Raw genomic sequence first — 13,553 nt, 5'->3', positions numbered from 1 at the left:
ACAATGGTAGTAGGTGAATTTACTACAGAGGTTGACGTACTCGTAATCGGTGCCGGTCCAGGTGGATATGTTGCAGCGATTCGTGCAGCTCAACTAGGTAAAACAGTAGCTGTCGTGGAAAAAGCTGAGCTGGGCGGCGTGTGCCTGAACGTAGGTTGCATCCCTTCCAAAGCGATGATCCACGCTGCACACACATATGAGCACACACAACATACAGAATCCATGGGTATCACCATGGAAAATGTAAAAGTGGATTTTGCCAAAGTACAAGAGTGGAAAAGCGGCATCGTGAAGCAACTGACTGGTGGCGTAGGCTCCCTCTTCAAAGGCCACAAAATCCAGGTAATCCCTGGTGAAGCACTGTTCGTAAGTGAAAATGAAGTACGTGTATTCCACGGTTATGATGTCAACCGTTATCGCTTCCAGCATTGCATCATTGCAACTGGTTCGCGTCCAATCGAGTTGCCTGCATTCCCGTTTGGCAAACGCGTAATGTCTTCTACTGAAGCGCTGTCCTTGACTGAACTGCCGAAGAGCCTCGTGGTAATCGGCGGCGGATACATCGGTATCGAGCTTGGTACTGTGTTTGCGAAGTTTGGTACAAAAGTTACGATTTTGGAAGGTTCCGATCAAATCTTGCCAGGATTTGAGCCAGACATGCCACGTTTGGTGGAACGCAAGCTGAAAAAGCTCGACGTTACCATCCATACAAAAGCACTGGCACAAGGAATGGAAGAGACAGAAAACGGTGTGATCGTGACTGCAGAAGTAAAAGGCGAGCAGCAAAAAATCGAGGCGGAATACGTACTCGTTACTGTTGGACGCCGTCCGAATACAGATGAACTCGGTATTCGCGATATCGGCATGAACGTAACTGACCGTGGGTTGATCGTTGTTGACAAGCAAGGCCGCACGAGCATTCCTAACGTGTACGCGATCGGGGATATCGTAGCAGGTCCTGCATTGGCTCACAAAGCTTCCTACGAAGGCAAAGTTGCTGCTGAGGCGATTGCTGGCCATCCAGCAGAAGTAGACTACAAGGCGATTCCAGCGGTTGTATTCTGCGATCCAGAAATCGCAAGCGTAGGAATCAATGAGAAAGAAGCAAAAGAAAAAGGCATCGATTACGTTGTAGGTCGTTTCCCATTCGCAGCAAATGGTCGCGCTCTGTCTGTAAATGCAGGCGAAGGCTACGTGAAGCTGATCGCAGAAAAAGAGACGAATCTCGTATTGGGTGCGCAAATCGTTGGTCCAGAAGCATCCAATATCATCGCAGAGATCGGATTGGCGATCGAAATGGGCGCAACACTCGAAGATATCGAGCTGACCATCCACGCACATCCAACACTGGGTGAAGTAACAATGGAAGCTGCTGAATTGGCTCTGGGTCGTCCGATCCACGTCATGAAATAGGAAGTGGGAAAAGCCTTGTGCCGGAAATGGGTACAAGGCTTTTTCTTCCACATCTTACCCTTTCCACCTGTTCTTATTTAATGTAAAATAGTGGGAGACAACGTTAGGTGGGGGTCTGCAGCATGGAAACTACGAGTAAGATGATTGATGACTTGCGACTAAAGCTAGAGCGCGCAGCAAAAAATGCAGGTTACAATTTTCTTGACCCTGAAATCGTGAGAATCAGCCAACAATTAGATAAATTGATTGTCGCACATATGCAACATGAAAAACGCCCTTCATGAGGGCGTTTTTGGTTGAGTGGGAACTTCCGAGATAGAAAACAGCAAATGGGCATTCCAGCCTTTTTTCGTAAGCGTGGGCTCTTTGGCATAATAATAGCTAGGATAAAGAATGAGATGCTGCGCATCGTAGCTTGGACCCTTACTCGGACAGGTAAGCTGGTGAGATTCTGAGTCATAGGAAATTGCGGGAGAAATGGATTGCAGATAGGTGGTAAGGGATTCGATTCCTTGTAAAGAGTAATAAATCCGTTCTGCTTCACGCACGAATTTTGGAGCAATCGCCTCCCAATTCGCCTCAAAAAATAACTGCCAATAAGATGAAACGAACAGGCTGAAACGGCCTTTCACATAATCGGCATCCTCTTCTAAATCGAAGGCAACCAGAGGAGTATCGTGATGCGAAATCCACTCCTCCAAGATCGGTTTCATGCTGCGCACAAAATGATCAGTGGGAAGTGTTACGAAGTACTCATACTGATCATCGACAGCCATCACACCTTTTGTATGTAGGGGGTCAAATGAGTCTGGGATCCCATATCGAAAGAGGGGGACAAAATAACCCCATTCTTTTAAAAGACGGGCTGACTCAAACTGCTCTAACTTTTCTTCGGTCCAATACGCAAATCGCTCGGGAGGTGTCTCTTGGGCGAGTGTATACAAGCTAGCAGCCATCTCGTACAGTGGGGAAACACTATAGCTGATCAAATTGGAAAGAGGGCTATGGTTGCCCGGAAGTGGAATGGTGATCATCTTCACTTAACCTCCATCAAGGATACTAAATTTATCATAGTGCATCCTTGTGGGACAATTCAATCTTTTTCGATGTAAAAAAAAGGAAGGGCAGAGGCACCCGACTGCAATAGAGCCGGGTGCCATTCATTATCCTTCACGTGTTCGAATGGCGCGTGAATGATTTTGCTGCTTCACTTTTTTAGATCCGGGCTGGGGATCGCCAGTCTGTTCCAGCGGTCGAGCTTCATTATTGTAAGTTTGATGCGGATTTTCATCAAGAATATGGTCCTTTTCCATAAAATCAACTCCTTCTTTACCTAGTTTGGCGTAAACACATGATGACGAATCATAGGAAATGCTGGTATTCTATAAGGAAGCATGTTCACATTTAGAAGGAATTGATATGTTGTCAAAACTACAGAATGGCACGATACTGTTTATAGAACATAATATTTATTATGTAAACAATAAACGAGCTCTGCTGGTCTGGAAGGAGCGAGAACTATGCCGGTCTTAATCGCCCCCGTATTCAATTCAACAACAGCGCAGCCCGTTCGGATCGATTTGCCTAATTCGTACACGCTCATATCAGGCGCAAAGAGGCCATATGAGATCGCATCTCGTTTCTTGCGCAATGAGATGGACGAGAACAAGCGAACCTTTGATTTGCGTGTAGATCCCAGCAGTTTATTTTTAGTTGGGGATCACGAAGAGATGAAAGTAACGGATGATCGGGTGTGGATTGAAGAAATCGAAAGTAAGCTGAATCTAGCTTCCACAACGGGTACTTGTTCGATTCCTTACATCATCACCGTCAATGGCAATATGTATGGCATTACGTATTTGAAGCGATCGCTAGATGGTGACAAGTACACATTTGATGATGAAGCTGCGGGCATTTTTACTTCATTAATCGAACAGAAGCTGCCATCCCTTGCTTTTCGTCGCTATGCGCTTTCGCTGGAGAAGAAAAACTACGAGGATCAGCTGTTGGATCTGTGGATTGCATTGGAATCATTGTTCGTTCCCGATGGCAAAAAAGGCGAGATTACCTATAAATTGCGTGTCCGAATGGCGTACTATTTTGGAGAAACCGCCTTGCAGCGTGAACGGATTGCACAGTTTGTGAAAAAATCGTACAATCATCGCTCAGAGATTGTGCATAGCGGCAAGCTTTTTGGTGACAAGCTGGCTACAGAAGTCAATATTTTGAGGGTGATGACACGAGCCGCGATTTTGAACATCGCCGGGGAAAGGGTCAACCTTCAGGATATGCGTGTCCGGCTGGACGAATTGGTATTTACGGGCGAATCTTATGTGGCACGGTACGCTCCTACTTTTTTTGAAAGAATTTTGTTGTAAGCCTCAAAGAGGAAACAGATCAGGAGGAAGAATAGAGCATGAGTGTTTTGATTGTAGAGAATTTGTCCCATGGCTTTGGGGACCGTGTGTTGTTTCGCGATGTGTCTTTCCGTTTGCAACCGAATGACCGTGTAGGACTCGTAGGCGCAAATGGTACTGGAAAATCAACGATGATGGGGATTTTGACAGGCCAAAACTTGCCTGATAATGGTCGTGTTGAATGGATGCCCAAAATCGAATACGGATATTTGGATCAGCATACCAAGCTGCAAGCTGGTAAAACGATTCGTGACGTACTAAAGGACGCCTTCCTGCCGCTGTTGGAGCAAGAGGCTGAACTGATGACGATTGGTGAAAAGATGGCCGAGGCAACTCCAGAGGAACTGGAAGAATTGCTGGAGCGCATGGGAGAAATTCAAGACAAGCTGGAAACAAGCGGCTTTTATTTGATCGATGCGAAAGTAGATGAAATCGCCAACGCTTTGGGTTTGAGTGCAATCGGTTTGGAGCGTGATGTAGCATCGCTCTCTGGTGGTCAGCGTACCAAGGTTCTTCTGGCAAAATTGTTGCTGGAAAAACCAACCGTTCTTTTGCTGGATGAGCCGACGAACTACTTGGATGAAGAGCATATCGTGTGGCTGAAAAACTACTTGAAGGAATATCCTTATGCCTTCATGCTGATTTCCCATGACACGACCTTCATGAACGAAGTCGTGAATGTGATTTATCATTTGGAATTTACCAAGCTGAATCGTTACACAGGGAACTACGAATCCTTCCTGGCTCAGTCCGAGACGAAACGCAGCCAGCATTTTGATGCGTTCGAGAAGCAGCAGGAAGAAATCGCGAAAATGGAAGACTTTATTGCGCGCAATAAAGCTCGTGCTTCTACTACCGGTCGCGCGAAGAGCCGTCAAAAGCAACTTGATAAAATGGACAGAATCGACAAGCCGGAAACAGCTGCCAAACCTTCGTTTATCTTTAAGGAATCCCGGGCAAGTAGCCGTTTTGTCATCGAGGCTGAAAACTTGGAGATCGGATATTCTCATCCATTGTTGCCAAAGCTGAGTGTGAAGCTGGAGCGCGGTGAAAAAGTAGCAATTGTCGGCATGAACGGTGTCGGTAAGTCTACCCTATTGAAAACGTTGCTGGGTGTGATTCCTCCGCTGGATGGAAAGCTGGAGAAAGGCGACTTCCTCCATCCTGCTTACTTCGAGCAAGAAGTAAAGGCGAAGCCAATTACCGCACTCGATGATGTATGGAATGATTTCCCTTCCATGAATAACCATGAGGTCCGCGGAGCGCTTGCACGTTGTGGTTTGAAAAATGAGCACATCAACCGGAATATGAATGCACTGTCCGGGGGAGAGCAAGCAAAAGTTCGTCTCTGTAAATTACTGCAACGCGAAAGCAACTGGCTGGTATTTGACGAGCCGACGAACCACTTGGATGTTGTAGCCAAGGAAGAACTCAAACGCTCCTTGAAGGAGTTCAAAGGGACCGTTCTTCTCGTATGTCACGAACCTGAATTTTATGAGGATTGGGTTACGCAAACGTGGGATGTTGAGAAATGGAGCTTGGAGCAAGCAAAAACACCGATTAAATTGTAAAAACAAAAACAGGCAGTCACCATTGGGTGAGACTGCCTGTTTTTTATGTGAGCGACGCATTTCGCATACGGATCATGGAAAAGTGCAGACTGCTTTGTAGCAATGAATCTCGAAGCGGCAACAGTGACGGAGTGATTCTCAATTCAATTTCCGCTTGGCTAAGGCAGTACACGAGGTCTCCTAATGGCCTTACGTCTAGTGGCGTAACAGTTTCCTTTGACAAATAGTAGCCCGCGCCTTCGTCCCAGCAATAAAAAGATTCTGGTGAGAAGGTATATTCATATAGCTTTGTTTGTGTAAGCACGGGATACCATTTGCTTTCGATAGCGATGACCATTTTGGCACTCGTCAAGCCCAGAAAGCGCTCGATGTCTGCTGACTCGGAATCTGCTTTTTGGTAAAAGCAAATCCTCGGGCAATCTCGCGGTAAATAATACATTGGCGCTCGTGCTTCATCAATCGCCCATACAGCCGGAGCAAGTGTGGGGTGGGAGGGATGGGCGCGAGGCTGAAAGATCGTAATAGTCGGGTCTTCACTATAATGAAAGAGTCTTTGCATAAATCAGTGACCTCCTCGATTCCCTCAACACTTCTTTAAAAAACAGCCCACGCATTTGGCAAATAGCGACCTCGATGATACGGAGAAGACGTCTTCGTGATGGCTTCACCGTTGTGCAGCATCATGGAGCTGGAACCACCATCCATGGCCATTGCTGTAACCACACCGCGCTCAGCTAATACTTCCGCCATATCGTTCATGCTTGCGCCGATCGAGTGGCCGGGCTGTCGTCCGTCAATGACAGCAAATACGATCGTCCCGTCTTCTTTTTGTCCAATCGCGGTACGCGGTTGAATGCCCCAGCTCTTGGCTGGCTTTCCTTCAAACATATTTTTGCCGTTTACAATCAACTGCGGACGGAAGCTCACAGCGTCACGCACGCCCATCTTTACAAGTTGTTCAGCCGAGTAGCTGCCTGTAATCAGTTTACCGTCATAGGTAAGCCCCAACGCGGTTTCTCCGCTTCTCGGATTGTAACCCTGCAAAATCTTTCCGTCGTGAATGACGACGCCGTAGGCACGCGCTCCTTTGCCGTATCCGTCTGGATCAGCGAATCCGCTCGCATTGACGATCCCGATGGCTCCTGTTTTCTTTACAAACTCATCGAGCAAATCTCCACGGTCCTTGCGATTCGTGACGACGAGCCGTACTCTGCTCGGGTCGCTAATGTACATGATTTTTCCTTTAAAGTAATAACTGCCTTTCGAGACATCAATTTCCTCAATCTCGATTAGCTCCTTTGGTTTCTCCGGAAGTGTGACGGTTACCAGATTCGATTTCGGCGGAACTGGAGGTCCTGCCGTGCCTGTGCCTTCGGAATTGATAACGGTTGGATGTGTAATTTGCTGTTTTAGTTCTTTCAGTTTTTCATCAGGTAAAAACGTATAGGGGGCCCAGTAATCATGCTGTGTTGTCAACAAAGTGCCTGCCGCCCACTCACGTAATTCTGCTCCGTTTTTCGTTCCAAATAAAAAAATAATTCCCAGTAGAGCTAGGGTTGTACAGGTTAAGGCAGTGCCGAGCATCCATTTCTTGACCCAACGCCATGGTCTTTTGCGCTTGGCTCGCTTGTGTGTGCGAGTGCGCGACAACGTCTCCATTCACTATTCACATCCATCTGACAAATTGTACTAGGACTATCATTCCTATATGAAGAGACGCATGACCGGGAAAAAGGTTTCAGGAAAATAATATGTGATCACTCTGGTCAAAATATAGGACAGGAGGTGATAGGTGTGCGTGACTATGATGAGGCGTTTCAAAAGGAAGTAGAGGAGTACATGGAAAGTCCAAAAGGGACACGTAACCAAACCACCAGCCGGGACCGTCAAGACCAGGGTGAGAAGCAGGAAACCCGTTTCGATTCGAATAACGGGTAGAAGGAAGGTCCAGGCGAAGTCCAATGCGGATTTCGCCTGTTTTTATCTACCTCTAAATGGACCTTACCTCACGAGGACTGGCTTACCTCTGTTTTCTACCTGCAAAGTGTGGTAAGCTTACCCAATGCACGAATTTATGCCAGGAGGGTTTTTGTGAGCACCACGTTTGCAGATTTACAAATTAGCGCACCGCTGTTGACTATATTGCGAGAGCGAAAAATGGAAACACCGACACCTGTACAGAGTGAAGCCATCCCGTTGATTATGGCTGGTCGAGATGCCTTGATTGAATCACCGACTGGGACAGGCAAGACGTTTGCTTATTTATTGCCGATTTTATCGAAAATCAATATGGAGCAAAAAGATGTACAGGCTATCGTACTCGCACCGACGCATGAGCTCGTTGTTCAGATTGCGCGGGAAGCAGAAAGCCTTCTGCCAGGGAAGGACACGGCCGTGATGTCCATTATTGGCGGAGTCGATGTGAAACGCCAAATCGAGAGACTGAAAAAGAAGCCTGTATTGATCGTAGCAACACCAGGAAGGCTGCTGGAGCTGATTGAGCAGCGCAAGCTAAAGGTCCATGAAGTGAAGACAGTTGTTGTCGACGAGGCAGACCGAATGCTGGATGCGGGCTTTGGCAAGCCAGTTCAAGAGGTCATGAAAAAAACACTGCGTGATACACAACGTCTGCTATTCTCAGCGACAATTGCAGAGGAAGTCGTACATACGGCTGAAATTTTTACAAAGGATGCTGCCGTTATTCGCGCAGCAGCACCAGAAGGCGCTGCTGGAGTCGCACATATGTATTTGGTCACCGACCCACGCAAAAAGGTGGACACGCTCCGTCGTTTGTTGCGCCTCGTCAATGTTCGCTCCTCGATTGTTTTTGTCAATCAAATCGAAAAAGTGGACGAGATTGTATCGAAGCTCAACTACCACCATTTGCCTTGCAGATTCCTGCACCGTGATGCTACAAAAGAAGAGCGTGCCCGCACCCTGCAACAATTCCGGGATGGAGCATTCCCCGTGTTGATTACGACAGATGTATCGGCACGTGGTATCGATATTCCAGGTGTGGAATGTATTGTTCATTACGATCCTGCGTCGGACGCTGACACGTATATTCATCGCAGTGGCCGAACTGGGCGTATGGGGCGTGCCGGACTGGTATTTTCGATCATTACGACACAGGAACGTTTTATCATCGAAAAATTTTCCAAGCAAACAGGCTTGCCGATTGCTGAAAAATTCATGACGCACGGAGCGCTGGAAGATCCGCGTCCTGTACGAAAGCCCACGCCAGCACAAAAGTCAGGAGCTCCAACCAAAAATACGAGCCCTGCAAAACGGAATCTAAATCGTGCACATAAGAAGGGCAGCTTTGGAACAAAGTAGGACAAGAAGTACACAACTTGTCTGCAGGAGGTTTCCATGCGCAAAGATCGGTTATATGAAGAGGATTTGCTGGTAAATGGCACAGTTGGTGGAGAAGTTCTGACGAAACACGAACGACAAGTTCTGCGCCAGGAAGCAGGGGAACTGAAGGAAAAGATGGAACAGGCGAAACAAGAGCCGATTGCAGAATGAATGACGAAGAAGAGCAGGGAGAATCCGTGACGTCTACGGATGCCCTGCTCTTTTTTCGTGGGAGTGGATCAAATAGCGGTCCAACTCTCTTAGCCAATCATGTACGCTTTCATAAGGGGCGTCCATTTGTAACAAGCGCCGAATCATCATGCGAATGGAAGGGGATAACGAGAGCTCCTCTTCCCAGCTTTTTTCAGGTGCGTCCGGTTCCGATTCGTACCCGGAATAGAGCAAAAATAAAAAGAAATGTCCCAATGCGTACAAATCACTGGAAGGAGCAACTTCTCGCTTCAATTGTTTTTCAGACGGGTAGGCGGAAAGGGTATCAGCTGTATAAGTCGGACGATCACCAACAAATCGAGCGAGGCCAAAATCAATCAGGTACGGCTTGTCCTCTTTCCAGATGACGTTGGGGATGCGTACGTCGCGGTGAATCACATTTTGCTCATGGAGGTAAGCCACGAGTTCCCCGATTTGGCGGATCCATTCGGCGCATTTTTGCTCATCAGCTACGATATTTTGATCAAACAACATGTCTTCGAGTGTCGGGCCTGCTATATAAGTCATGACCATAAACGAGTCTTGCCGATAAAAGAAGGAATCCAGACAGCGAGGGATTTGCGGATGCGAGAGGGACATCAGCACCTTTTTTTCATACGCTTGCATGGCTTCTCCTTTTGGAGTGTGCCGCAGGCTTGGTTTCACTTGTTTCAGCACGACCTGATTACCTGTAGGGTTGTGCGTGGCGAGATAAGCGATCCCGTAGCTTCCCATCCCTAATACTTTTGTTATTTCATACTGACCTGCTAGGTGGCCGGGCTGATACGGTTTATCGCGTATCGTTTCGTTCCACCATGACTTCATACGAGTCCACATTGTGTGATTTTCCCCTCCTCTCTTCATCTTATCATGATTTGAAAAAGCTGACCTTTTTTTCAATAGGTTTGCTATAATCAGTTCGTTACATGCAGACAGGAGCGAAGGGTATGAATTTTACAATTGACTGGTTATCCTTTTATCTAATGGAACAGCCTGAAGAGGAGGATGGCATTAAGCAAGTGCGGATGACGCGCTATTTGAGCCATGATGAATATCAGAGAAGCGAGCTGAAAGATTTTCTCGATGGGGAATTCGCCCGGATTGCGAAAAGAAAAGTCGAGATGAATCCGAAGACAGAAGGCACGCCGACAAAGCTGGGGCAATTTGTGTTGGAGCCTGGACATCCATTGGACTCGAACCCCAACTATGCCCTCTTGAATCGATTGTTGGCAGCCGAAACGTCAGGGGAGAGCAAAGAGCCCTGTCAGGAGCTGATTCAGTCGTATTTGCGAACCTCTCAGGTGAGAGGCGGGGTCATGATTGTGGTCCGGACGAGGTTAGAGCTGATTGACGAGCGCTATGTCTTTATTTTAAAATGCGATTTCGAACAAAAAACAGCGGTCATCACAGATGAGAAGAGCCTCATATCGAATGTACGCATGGCGATTAATGCCAAAAACATGAAATCGCTGATGTATCCGTACATGATCGAATCGGGAATGAATGACCCGTATCATGTGAAAATTCATCAGTTCTCCCACGCCCGGTATTTCGAGGAATTTCTGCGTTTTATCGAGTATCCGCAAACGATGACGCAGATCGTCTCTGAAGAAGTCATTTCATTGGCCAGACAGCACATCGAATATACGTATCCCGAAGAGTCTGAAGACCGGATACGGGAAGAAGAAGCGATTGAACTCATTGCCGCAAGTCCTAAGCGGGAGCTCGCAGAAAAATGGGAGCATGAGACCGTGATGGAAGCGATGCAAATCATTACAGATCGCCAACCAGAGGTCGAGCTGAAGTTCAAGCTCGATCATATGCAGATCCGCACGTTATTGGCCGATTACGGCACCAGCCTACATATCGCCAAAGTGAACGGGCGTTATTTGGTGCTGTTAGAGGGCGAGCAGCTACAGTTCGAGCGTGGCATGTCCCCTGTTGAGTTTTTAAAGCCAAAGGCATTGACGGACATCGTGAAAGAAATCGAAGAGAGAAGCCAGAACGTTGCCTATACCCCGGTGAGCACGCCTACGGAGGACGATGATAATCCACCTTGGTAATAAACGAAGGGAAGGGAGTGAGGGAGTTGGATCGACAACTAAGAGTAAGCGGCCAAGAGCATAGCATCTATCCGGTTTTGCGACATGCTTCTATGATCAACAAGTACCCGGAGCGTTGGGTGGTGAAGGAGCATACAGCTGATACGTACGTACTGTACGCCCTAGATCAAGGCGAAGGCTACGCATTGATTGAGAAGCGGATGCTGGAGGAAGCAGGCTGGACGAGCGAGCAGCTTCATTCATACGCGATGGAAAACTTGCAAAAGCTCCCCTTTTCGGTAAAGTCACAAGAGGTAGGGGCTCAGCGCATCCATTTTATTAGTCCGGCAGATGGTTACGCGGCAAGCCGAATTTTGCTTGATTCATTTCTGGCGGAGATGGATCAGAAGAAGCAAGGAGACTCGCTTGGTGTCGCGATTCCGCATCAGGATGTGCTGATCGTGGCGGATATGACAGGAGAAGCCGGGGCCCACCTGTTAGCGCGTCTCACCTATGATTTTGCTTCGAAAGGGCAAGTGCCGATTTCTGTCTTGCCTTTTTATTGGGAGGAAGGGGAATTGACCCCATTTCTCGTGGTGACGCACGACTCAGGTACGAAAATTGAAAGAAAGTAGAGCAAGCGCGGGGATAGCTTTCCCGCGTTTTCTATACCGCCGGAAAAGAGGAGGAAACCCTCGAATGAAAAATTTCATGATTGGTCAATATGGAGGTTTTGATCAGACAAAATACGCGCGAGATTTTAAGGAGGGCTTTTACGGAATAGAGGCATGTTTGTTTGATTCGGAGGAGGATATCGAACTACTACAGCGTGAATCTCAAGCAAAAGGATTTGCGATCGGTGTTCATTTTCCTCTGCGTGCAGGTCAATTCGTGCTGCGGGATGCTTTATTCATGGATGCTCATGATCAGACGAGAGCCGAGGCATTTGAGAGGATAGAGAGGGAACTGGGGTATATGGCATTCATTCAGCCAACCTATGTCTTATTCCATTATCCAAAGCCAGTCATTTTGGATGATCGCGTCGACTGGAGTGTATGGAGATTTCATGATTCGCGAGATTATGTATGGGAGCATGCCTACACGGAAGCGGAGTTTCAAAGTCGCAGTGAGCAGCTGTTTGCGTGGTTGGCTGAGAAAGGCAAGGAGTTTCGCTTCACGCCAGTCCTTGAATTTGATGCACTCAACCGATATGTGTATAAGACAGAATTTTTAGAGCGCTTGCTACAGAAGTATCCAACGATCAAGCTCTGTCTCGACACTGGGCGATTATTCCTGCAAGAAAAAATCGACCCGTTTTTCGATGCCCGTAAAATCATCCAAACGTATGCAAAATACGCGTGGAGCATTCATTTGAAGAGTATGAAGATGACCGCTAATACGGTTGAATTCGTTCACTTTCCCGTTCTTCCCGAATGCAAACCGGATGAAGGATGGGCCCCGATTGAGGACTACCTGACAATCATCCGGAAGGAAAACCCGCACGTTAAGATTATGTTCGAGCATCGTTCCGACCAAGTAACGGACGAACAGCTGGAGAGTTGCTATCGTTGGGTGAAGCAACTCCTATCTGAGCCTCATGAGTCTACTTCCAGTAATAACTCAATATAGCGCCCGGCATCTTGAATCAGCCAGTACGGGTACCTAGGACCGTGTATGTACAAGTCTGTGGCGGTCACGAGCATCGTCTTCACCCGTGTTTTATCACCCATCAACTGCGCGCATACTCCCATCGTCATCCACGGATATAAATCACCAGTCTGAAACGTATCAAAATGCGGGAAAGCGTCTGTGATCCTTTGGTAAAGCAGCGAGGCGGTGTTTGCATCTGTCAAGCTGTAGACAATGGGAAAAGCTTGCGAGGTGACGTCCGGGTACCATTTTCGCCAGCCGGGGTACGTACGATCATACATCGCATATGACTTGCGAATCCGACTGTACATTCCACTGATACCGAGCTCGCAGGCTTTGGCGCGTGCAGCCGCTTCCTCGGCAGCCTCCACATCTCCGATCAACGAAAATAAATACGAAGCATCTGCCAACCCCTTGGCCACCTCGCAATTGTCCATCAAATATTTGACCCGATACGAATGCTTCGCCCAGGTCAGACCGTCCTTCTGTTGAAGGCGTGCAACTGCTTGGAGAAGGGACAAGAGTTTGGCGTGGTTGAGATGCAGCCAGTCCATATGTCCCGTTGCTCGTATCCATTCCGCAAGCAGGCTGAAATAAGTGGTGTGGTAGCTATCTTCGCTATCATTTGTGCCGGTATCGATTTCCCTGCCTTGTTCAATACGAAAATCATTGATATAGCCGTCCGCATTCAGGTTTCGCAAATACCAATTGAGATGACCGTGAACAGCCTCTACCTCCTTCATGCGGATGAGGGAAATAATTCCGAGGTTAGTGAAGTACGGATTGATTTGATCACGTTTGGGGCCAAGGCGAAAGGTACCGCTCGGCAATTGGCAGGATAGCAATAAATTTGTTTGATTCAACGCCATTTCTTGCATCCATTTTTCCATGAG

16 protein-coding genes are annotated in these 13,553 nt (G+C 47.5%); 10 read left to right on the top strand and 6 right to left on the bottom strand.

Features of this window, described 5'->3' with window-relative positions:
* Nucleotides 1-3 precede the first annotated feature (3 nt).
* Nucleotides 4-1,413 carry a dihydrolipoyl dehydrogenase gene (gene lpdA, locus ACKKE8_RS17570; RefSeq protein ID WP_409174209.1) on the top strand — a complete coding sequence of 470 codons (1,410 nt, stop codon included), beginning with the start codon at nucleotides 4-6 and terminating at the stop codon, nucleotides 1,411-1,413.
* A 122-nt stretch (nucleotides 1,414-1,535) separates the two neighbouring features.
* The gene (locus ACKKE8_RS17565; RefSeq protein WP_173619577.1) at nucleotides 1,536-1,697 is read left to right on the top strand and encodes an aspartyl-phosphate phosphatase Spo0E family protein; all 162 of its coding nucleotides are present in this window, start codon (nucleotides 1,536-1,538) and stop codon (nucleotides 1,695-1,697) included.
* On the opposite strand, the gene ACKKE8_RS17560 is transcribed toward ACKKE8_RS17565, so the two are convergent.
* Both ACKKE8_RS17560 and ACKKE8_RS17555 read right to left on the bottom strand, forming a co-directional pair.
* On the bottom strand, nucleotides 1,692-2,447 hold the full coding sequence (locus ACKKE8_RS17560; protein WP_409174208.1) for a hypothetical protein: 756 nt from the start codon (nucleotides 2,445-2,447) through the stop codon (nucleotides 1,692-1,694). The two genes, ACKKE8_RS17565 and ACKKE8_RS17560, sit on opposite strands and share 6 nt — an antisense overlap.
* A gap of 129 nt (nucleotides 2,448-2,576) precedes the next feature.
* A complete protein-coding gene (locus ACKKE8_RS17555; protein ID WP_409174207.1) occupies nucleotides 2,577-2,726 on the bottom strand; it encodes a small acid-soluble spore protein P in 150 nt (49 codons plus the stop codon).
* A 207-nt stretch (nucleotides 2,727-2,933) separates the two neighbouring features.
* On the opposite strand from ACKKE8_RS17555, the gene ACKKE8_RS17550 reads away from it, so the two are divergent.
* Complete coding sequence (locus ACKKE8_RS17550; RefSeq protein WP_409174206.1) at nucleotides 2,934-3,791, top strand: hypothetical protein; 858 nt, start codon at nucleotides 2,934-2,936, stop codon at nucleotides 3,789-3,791.
* 38 nt (nucleotides 3,792-3,829) lie between these two features.
* Complete coding sequence (locus ACKKE8_RS17545; RefSeq protein WP_409174205.1) at nucleotides 3,830-5,401, top strand: ABC-F family ATP-binding cassette domain-containing protein; 1,572 nt, start codon at nucleotides 3,830-3,832, stop codon at nucleotides 5,399-5,401.
* A gap of 43 nt (nucleotides 5,402-5,444) precedes the next feature.
* Here ACKKE8_RS17545 and ACKKE8_RS17540 read toward each other — a convergent pair whose 3' ends face one another.
* Together ACKKE8_RS17540 and ACKKE8_RS17535 are read right to left on the bottom strand one after the other, a co-directional pair.
* Nucleotides 5,445-5,960, bottom strand: a complete 516-nt coding sequence (locus ACKKE8_RS17540) for a DUF6886 family protein (protein ID WP_409174204.1) — start codon at nucleotides 5,958-5,960, stop codon at nucleotides 5,445-5,447.
* 35 nt (nucleotides 5,961-5,995) lie between these two features.
* On the bottom strand, nucleotides 5,996-7,060 hold the full coding sequence (locus ACKKE8_RS17535; protein WP_409174203.1) for a phosphodiester glycosidase family protein: 1,065 nt from the start codon (nucleotides 7,058-7,060) through the stop codon (nucleotides 5,996-5,998).
* Between the two features lie 135 nt (nucleotides 7,061-7,195).
* Here ACKKE8_RS17535 and ACKKE8_RS17530 point away from each other — a divergent pair, with 135 nt between their 5' ends.
* The 3 genes from ACKKE8_RS17530 (at nucleotide 7,196) to ACKKE8_RS17520 (ending at nucleotide 8,929) form a co-directional block, all read left to right on the top strand.
* A complete protein-coding gene (locus ACKKE8_RS17530; protein WP_162837736.1) occupies nucleotides 7,196-7,339 on the top strand; it encodes a hypothetical protein in 144 nt (47 codons plus the stop codon).
* A 153-nt stretch (nucleotides 7,340-7,492) separates the two neighbouring features.
* The gene (locus tag ACKKE8_RS17525; protein WP_409174202.1) at nucleotides 7,493-8,737 is read left to right on the top strand and encodes a DEAD/DEAH box helicase; all 1,245 of its coding nucleotides are present in this window, start codon (nucleotides 7,493-7,495) and stop codon (nucleotides 8,735-8,737) included.
* A 36-nt stretch (nucleotides 8,738-8,773) separates the two neighbouring features.
* Nucleotides 8,774-8,929, top strand: a complete 156-nt coding sequence (locus tag ACKKE8_RS17520; protein ID WP_007718860.1) for a hypothetical protein — start codon at nucleotides 8,774-8,776, stop codon at nucleotides 8,927-8,929.
* 33 nt (nucleotides 8,930-8,962) lie between these two features.
* On the opposite strand, the gene ACKKE8_RS17515 is transcribed toward ACKKE8_RS17520, so the two are convergent.
* Entirely contained in the window at nucleotides 8,963-9,805 is an 843-nt protein-coding gene (locus tag ACKKE8_RS17515) for a serine/threonine protein kinase (RefSeq protein WP_409174201.1), read from the bottom strand.
* A gap of 110 nt (nucleotides 9,806-9,915) precedes the next feature.
* Here ACKKE8_RS17515 and ACKKE8_RS17510 point away from each other — a divergent pair, with 110 nt between their 5' ends.
* From ACKKE8_RS17510 to ACKKE8_RS17500, 3 genes are all read left to right on the top strand, one after another.
* Nucleotides 9,916-11,031 (top strand): DUF3900 domain-containing protein, encoded by a 1,116-nt coding sequence (locus ACKKE8_RS17510; RefSeq protein WP_409174200.1) that lies wholly within the window; start codon nucleotides 9,916-9,918, stop codon nucleotides 11,029-11,031.
* Between the two features lie 17 nt (nucleotides 11,032-11,048).
* Complete coding sequence (locus ACKKE8_RS17505; RefSeq protein WP_409174199.1) at nucleotides 11,049-11,645, top strand: DUF1444 family protein; 597 nt, start codon at nucleotides 11,049-11,051, stop codon at nucleotides 11,643-11,645.
* Between the two features lie 64 nt (nucleotides 11,646-11,709).
* Entirely contained in the window at nucleotides 11,710-12,639 is a 930-nt protein-coding gene (locus tag ACKKE8_RS17500) for a sugar phosphate isomerase/epimerase family protein (RefSeq protein WP_409174198.1), read from the top strand.
* Here the strand turns inward: ACKKE8_RS17500 and ACKKE8_RS17495 are convergent.
* Nucleotides 12,606-13,550, bottom strand: coding sequence for a hypothetical protein (locus tag ACKKE8_RS17495; RefSeq protein WP_409174197.1), 945 nt, complete (start codon nucleotides 13,548-13,550; stop codon nucleotides 12,606-12,608). The genes ACKKE8_RS17500 and ACKKE8_RS17495 overlap by 34 nt on opposite strands.
* Between the last annotated feature and the right edge of the window lie 3 nt (nucleotides 13,551-13,553).

Source organism: Brevibacillus fortis, from assembly GCF_046196545.1.
Taxonomy (GTDB): domain Bacteria; phylum Bacillota; class Bacilli; order Brevibacillales; family Brevibacillaceae; genus Brevibacillus; species Brevibacillus fortis_A.
This window is presented reverse-complemented; position numbering and strand designations above follow the sequence as displayed.

What these genes read in the sequence shown, in the direction of transcription:
- lpdA (WP_409174209.1), top strand. Translation starts at nt 4, where the DNA reads ATGGTAGTAGGTGAATTTACTACAGAGGTTGACGTACTCGTAATCGGT.
- ACKKE8_RS17565 (WP_173619577.1), top strand. Translation starts at nt 1,536, where the DNA reads ATGGAAACTACGAGTAAGATGATTGATGACTTGCGACTAAAGCTAGAG.
- ACKKE8_RS17560 (WP_409174208.1), bottom strand. Translation starts at nt 2,447, where the DNA reads ATGATCACCATTCCACTTCCGGGCAACCATAGCCCTCTTTCCAATTTG.
- ACKKE8_RS17555 (WP_409174207.1), bottom strand. Translation starts at nt 2,726, where the DNA reads ATGGAAAAGGACCATATTCTTGATGAAAATCCGCATCAAACTTACAAT.
- ACKKE8_RS17550 (WP_409174206.1), top strand. Translation starts at nt 2,934, where the DNA reads ATGCCGGTCTTAATCGCCCCCGTATTCAATTCAACAACAGCGCAGCCC.
- ACKKE8_RS17545 (WP_409174205.1), top strand. Translation starts at nt 3,830, where the DNA reads ATGAGTGTTTTGATTGTAGAGAATTTGTCCCATGGCTTTGGGGACCGT.
- ACKKE8_RS17540 (WP_409174204.1), bottom strand. Translation starts at nt 5,960, where the DNA reads ATGCAAAGACTCTTTCATTATAGTGAAGACCCGACTATTACGATCTTT.
- ACKKE8_RS17535 (WP_409174203.1), bottom strand. Translation starts at nt 7,060, where the DNA reads ATGGAGACGTTGTCGCGCACTCGCACACACAAGCGAGCCAAGCGCAAA.
- ACKKE8_RS17520 (WP_007718860.1), top strand. Translation starts at nt 8,774, where the DNA reads ATGCGCAAAGATCGGTTATATGAAGAGGATTTGCTGGTAAATGGCACA.
- ACKKE8_RS17515 (WP_409174201.1), bottom strand. Translation starts at nt 9,805, where the DNA reads ATGTGGACTCGTATGAAGTCATGGTGGAACGAAACGATACGCGATAAA.
- ACKKE8_RS17510 (WP_409174200.1), top strand. Translation starts at nt 9,916, where the DNA reads ATGAATTTTACAATTGACTGGTTATCCTTTTATCTAATGGAACAGCCT.
- ACKKE8_RS17500 (WP_409174198.1), top strand. Translation starts at nt 11,710, where the DNA reads ATGAAAAATTTCATGATTGGTCAATATGGAGGTTTTGATCAGACAAAA.
- ACKKE8_RS17495 (WP_409174197.1), bottom strand. Translation starts at nt 13,550, where the DNA reads ATGGAAAAATGGATGCAAGAAATGGCGTTGAATCAAACAAATTTATTG.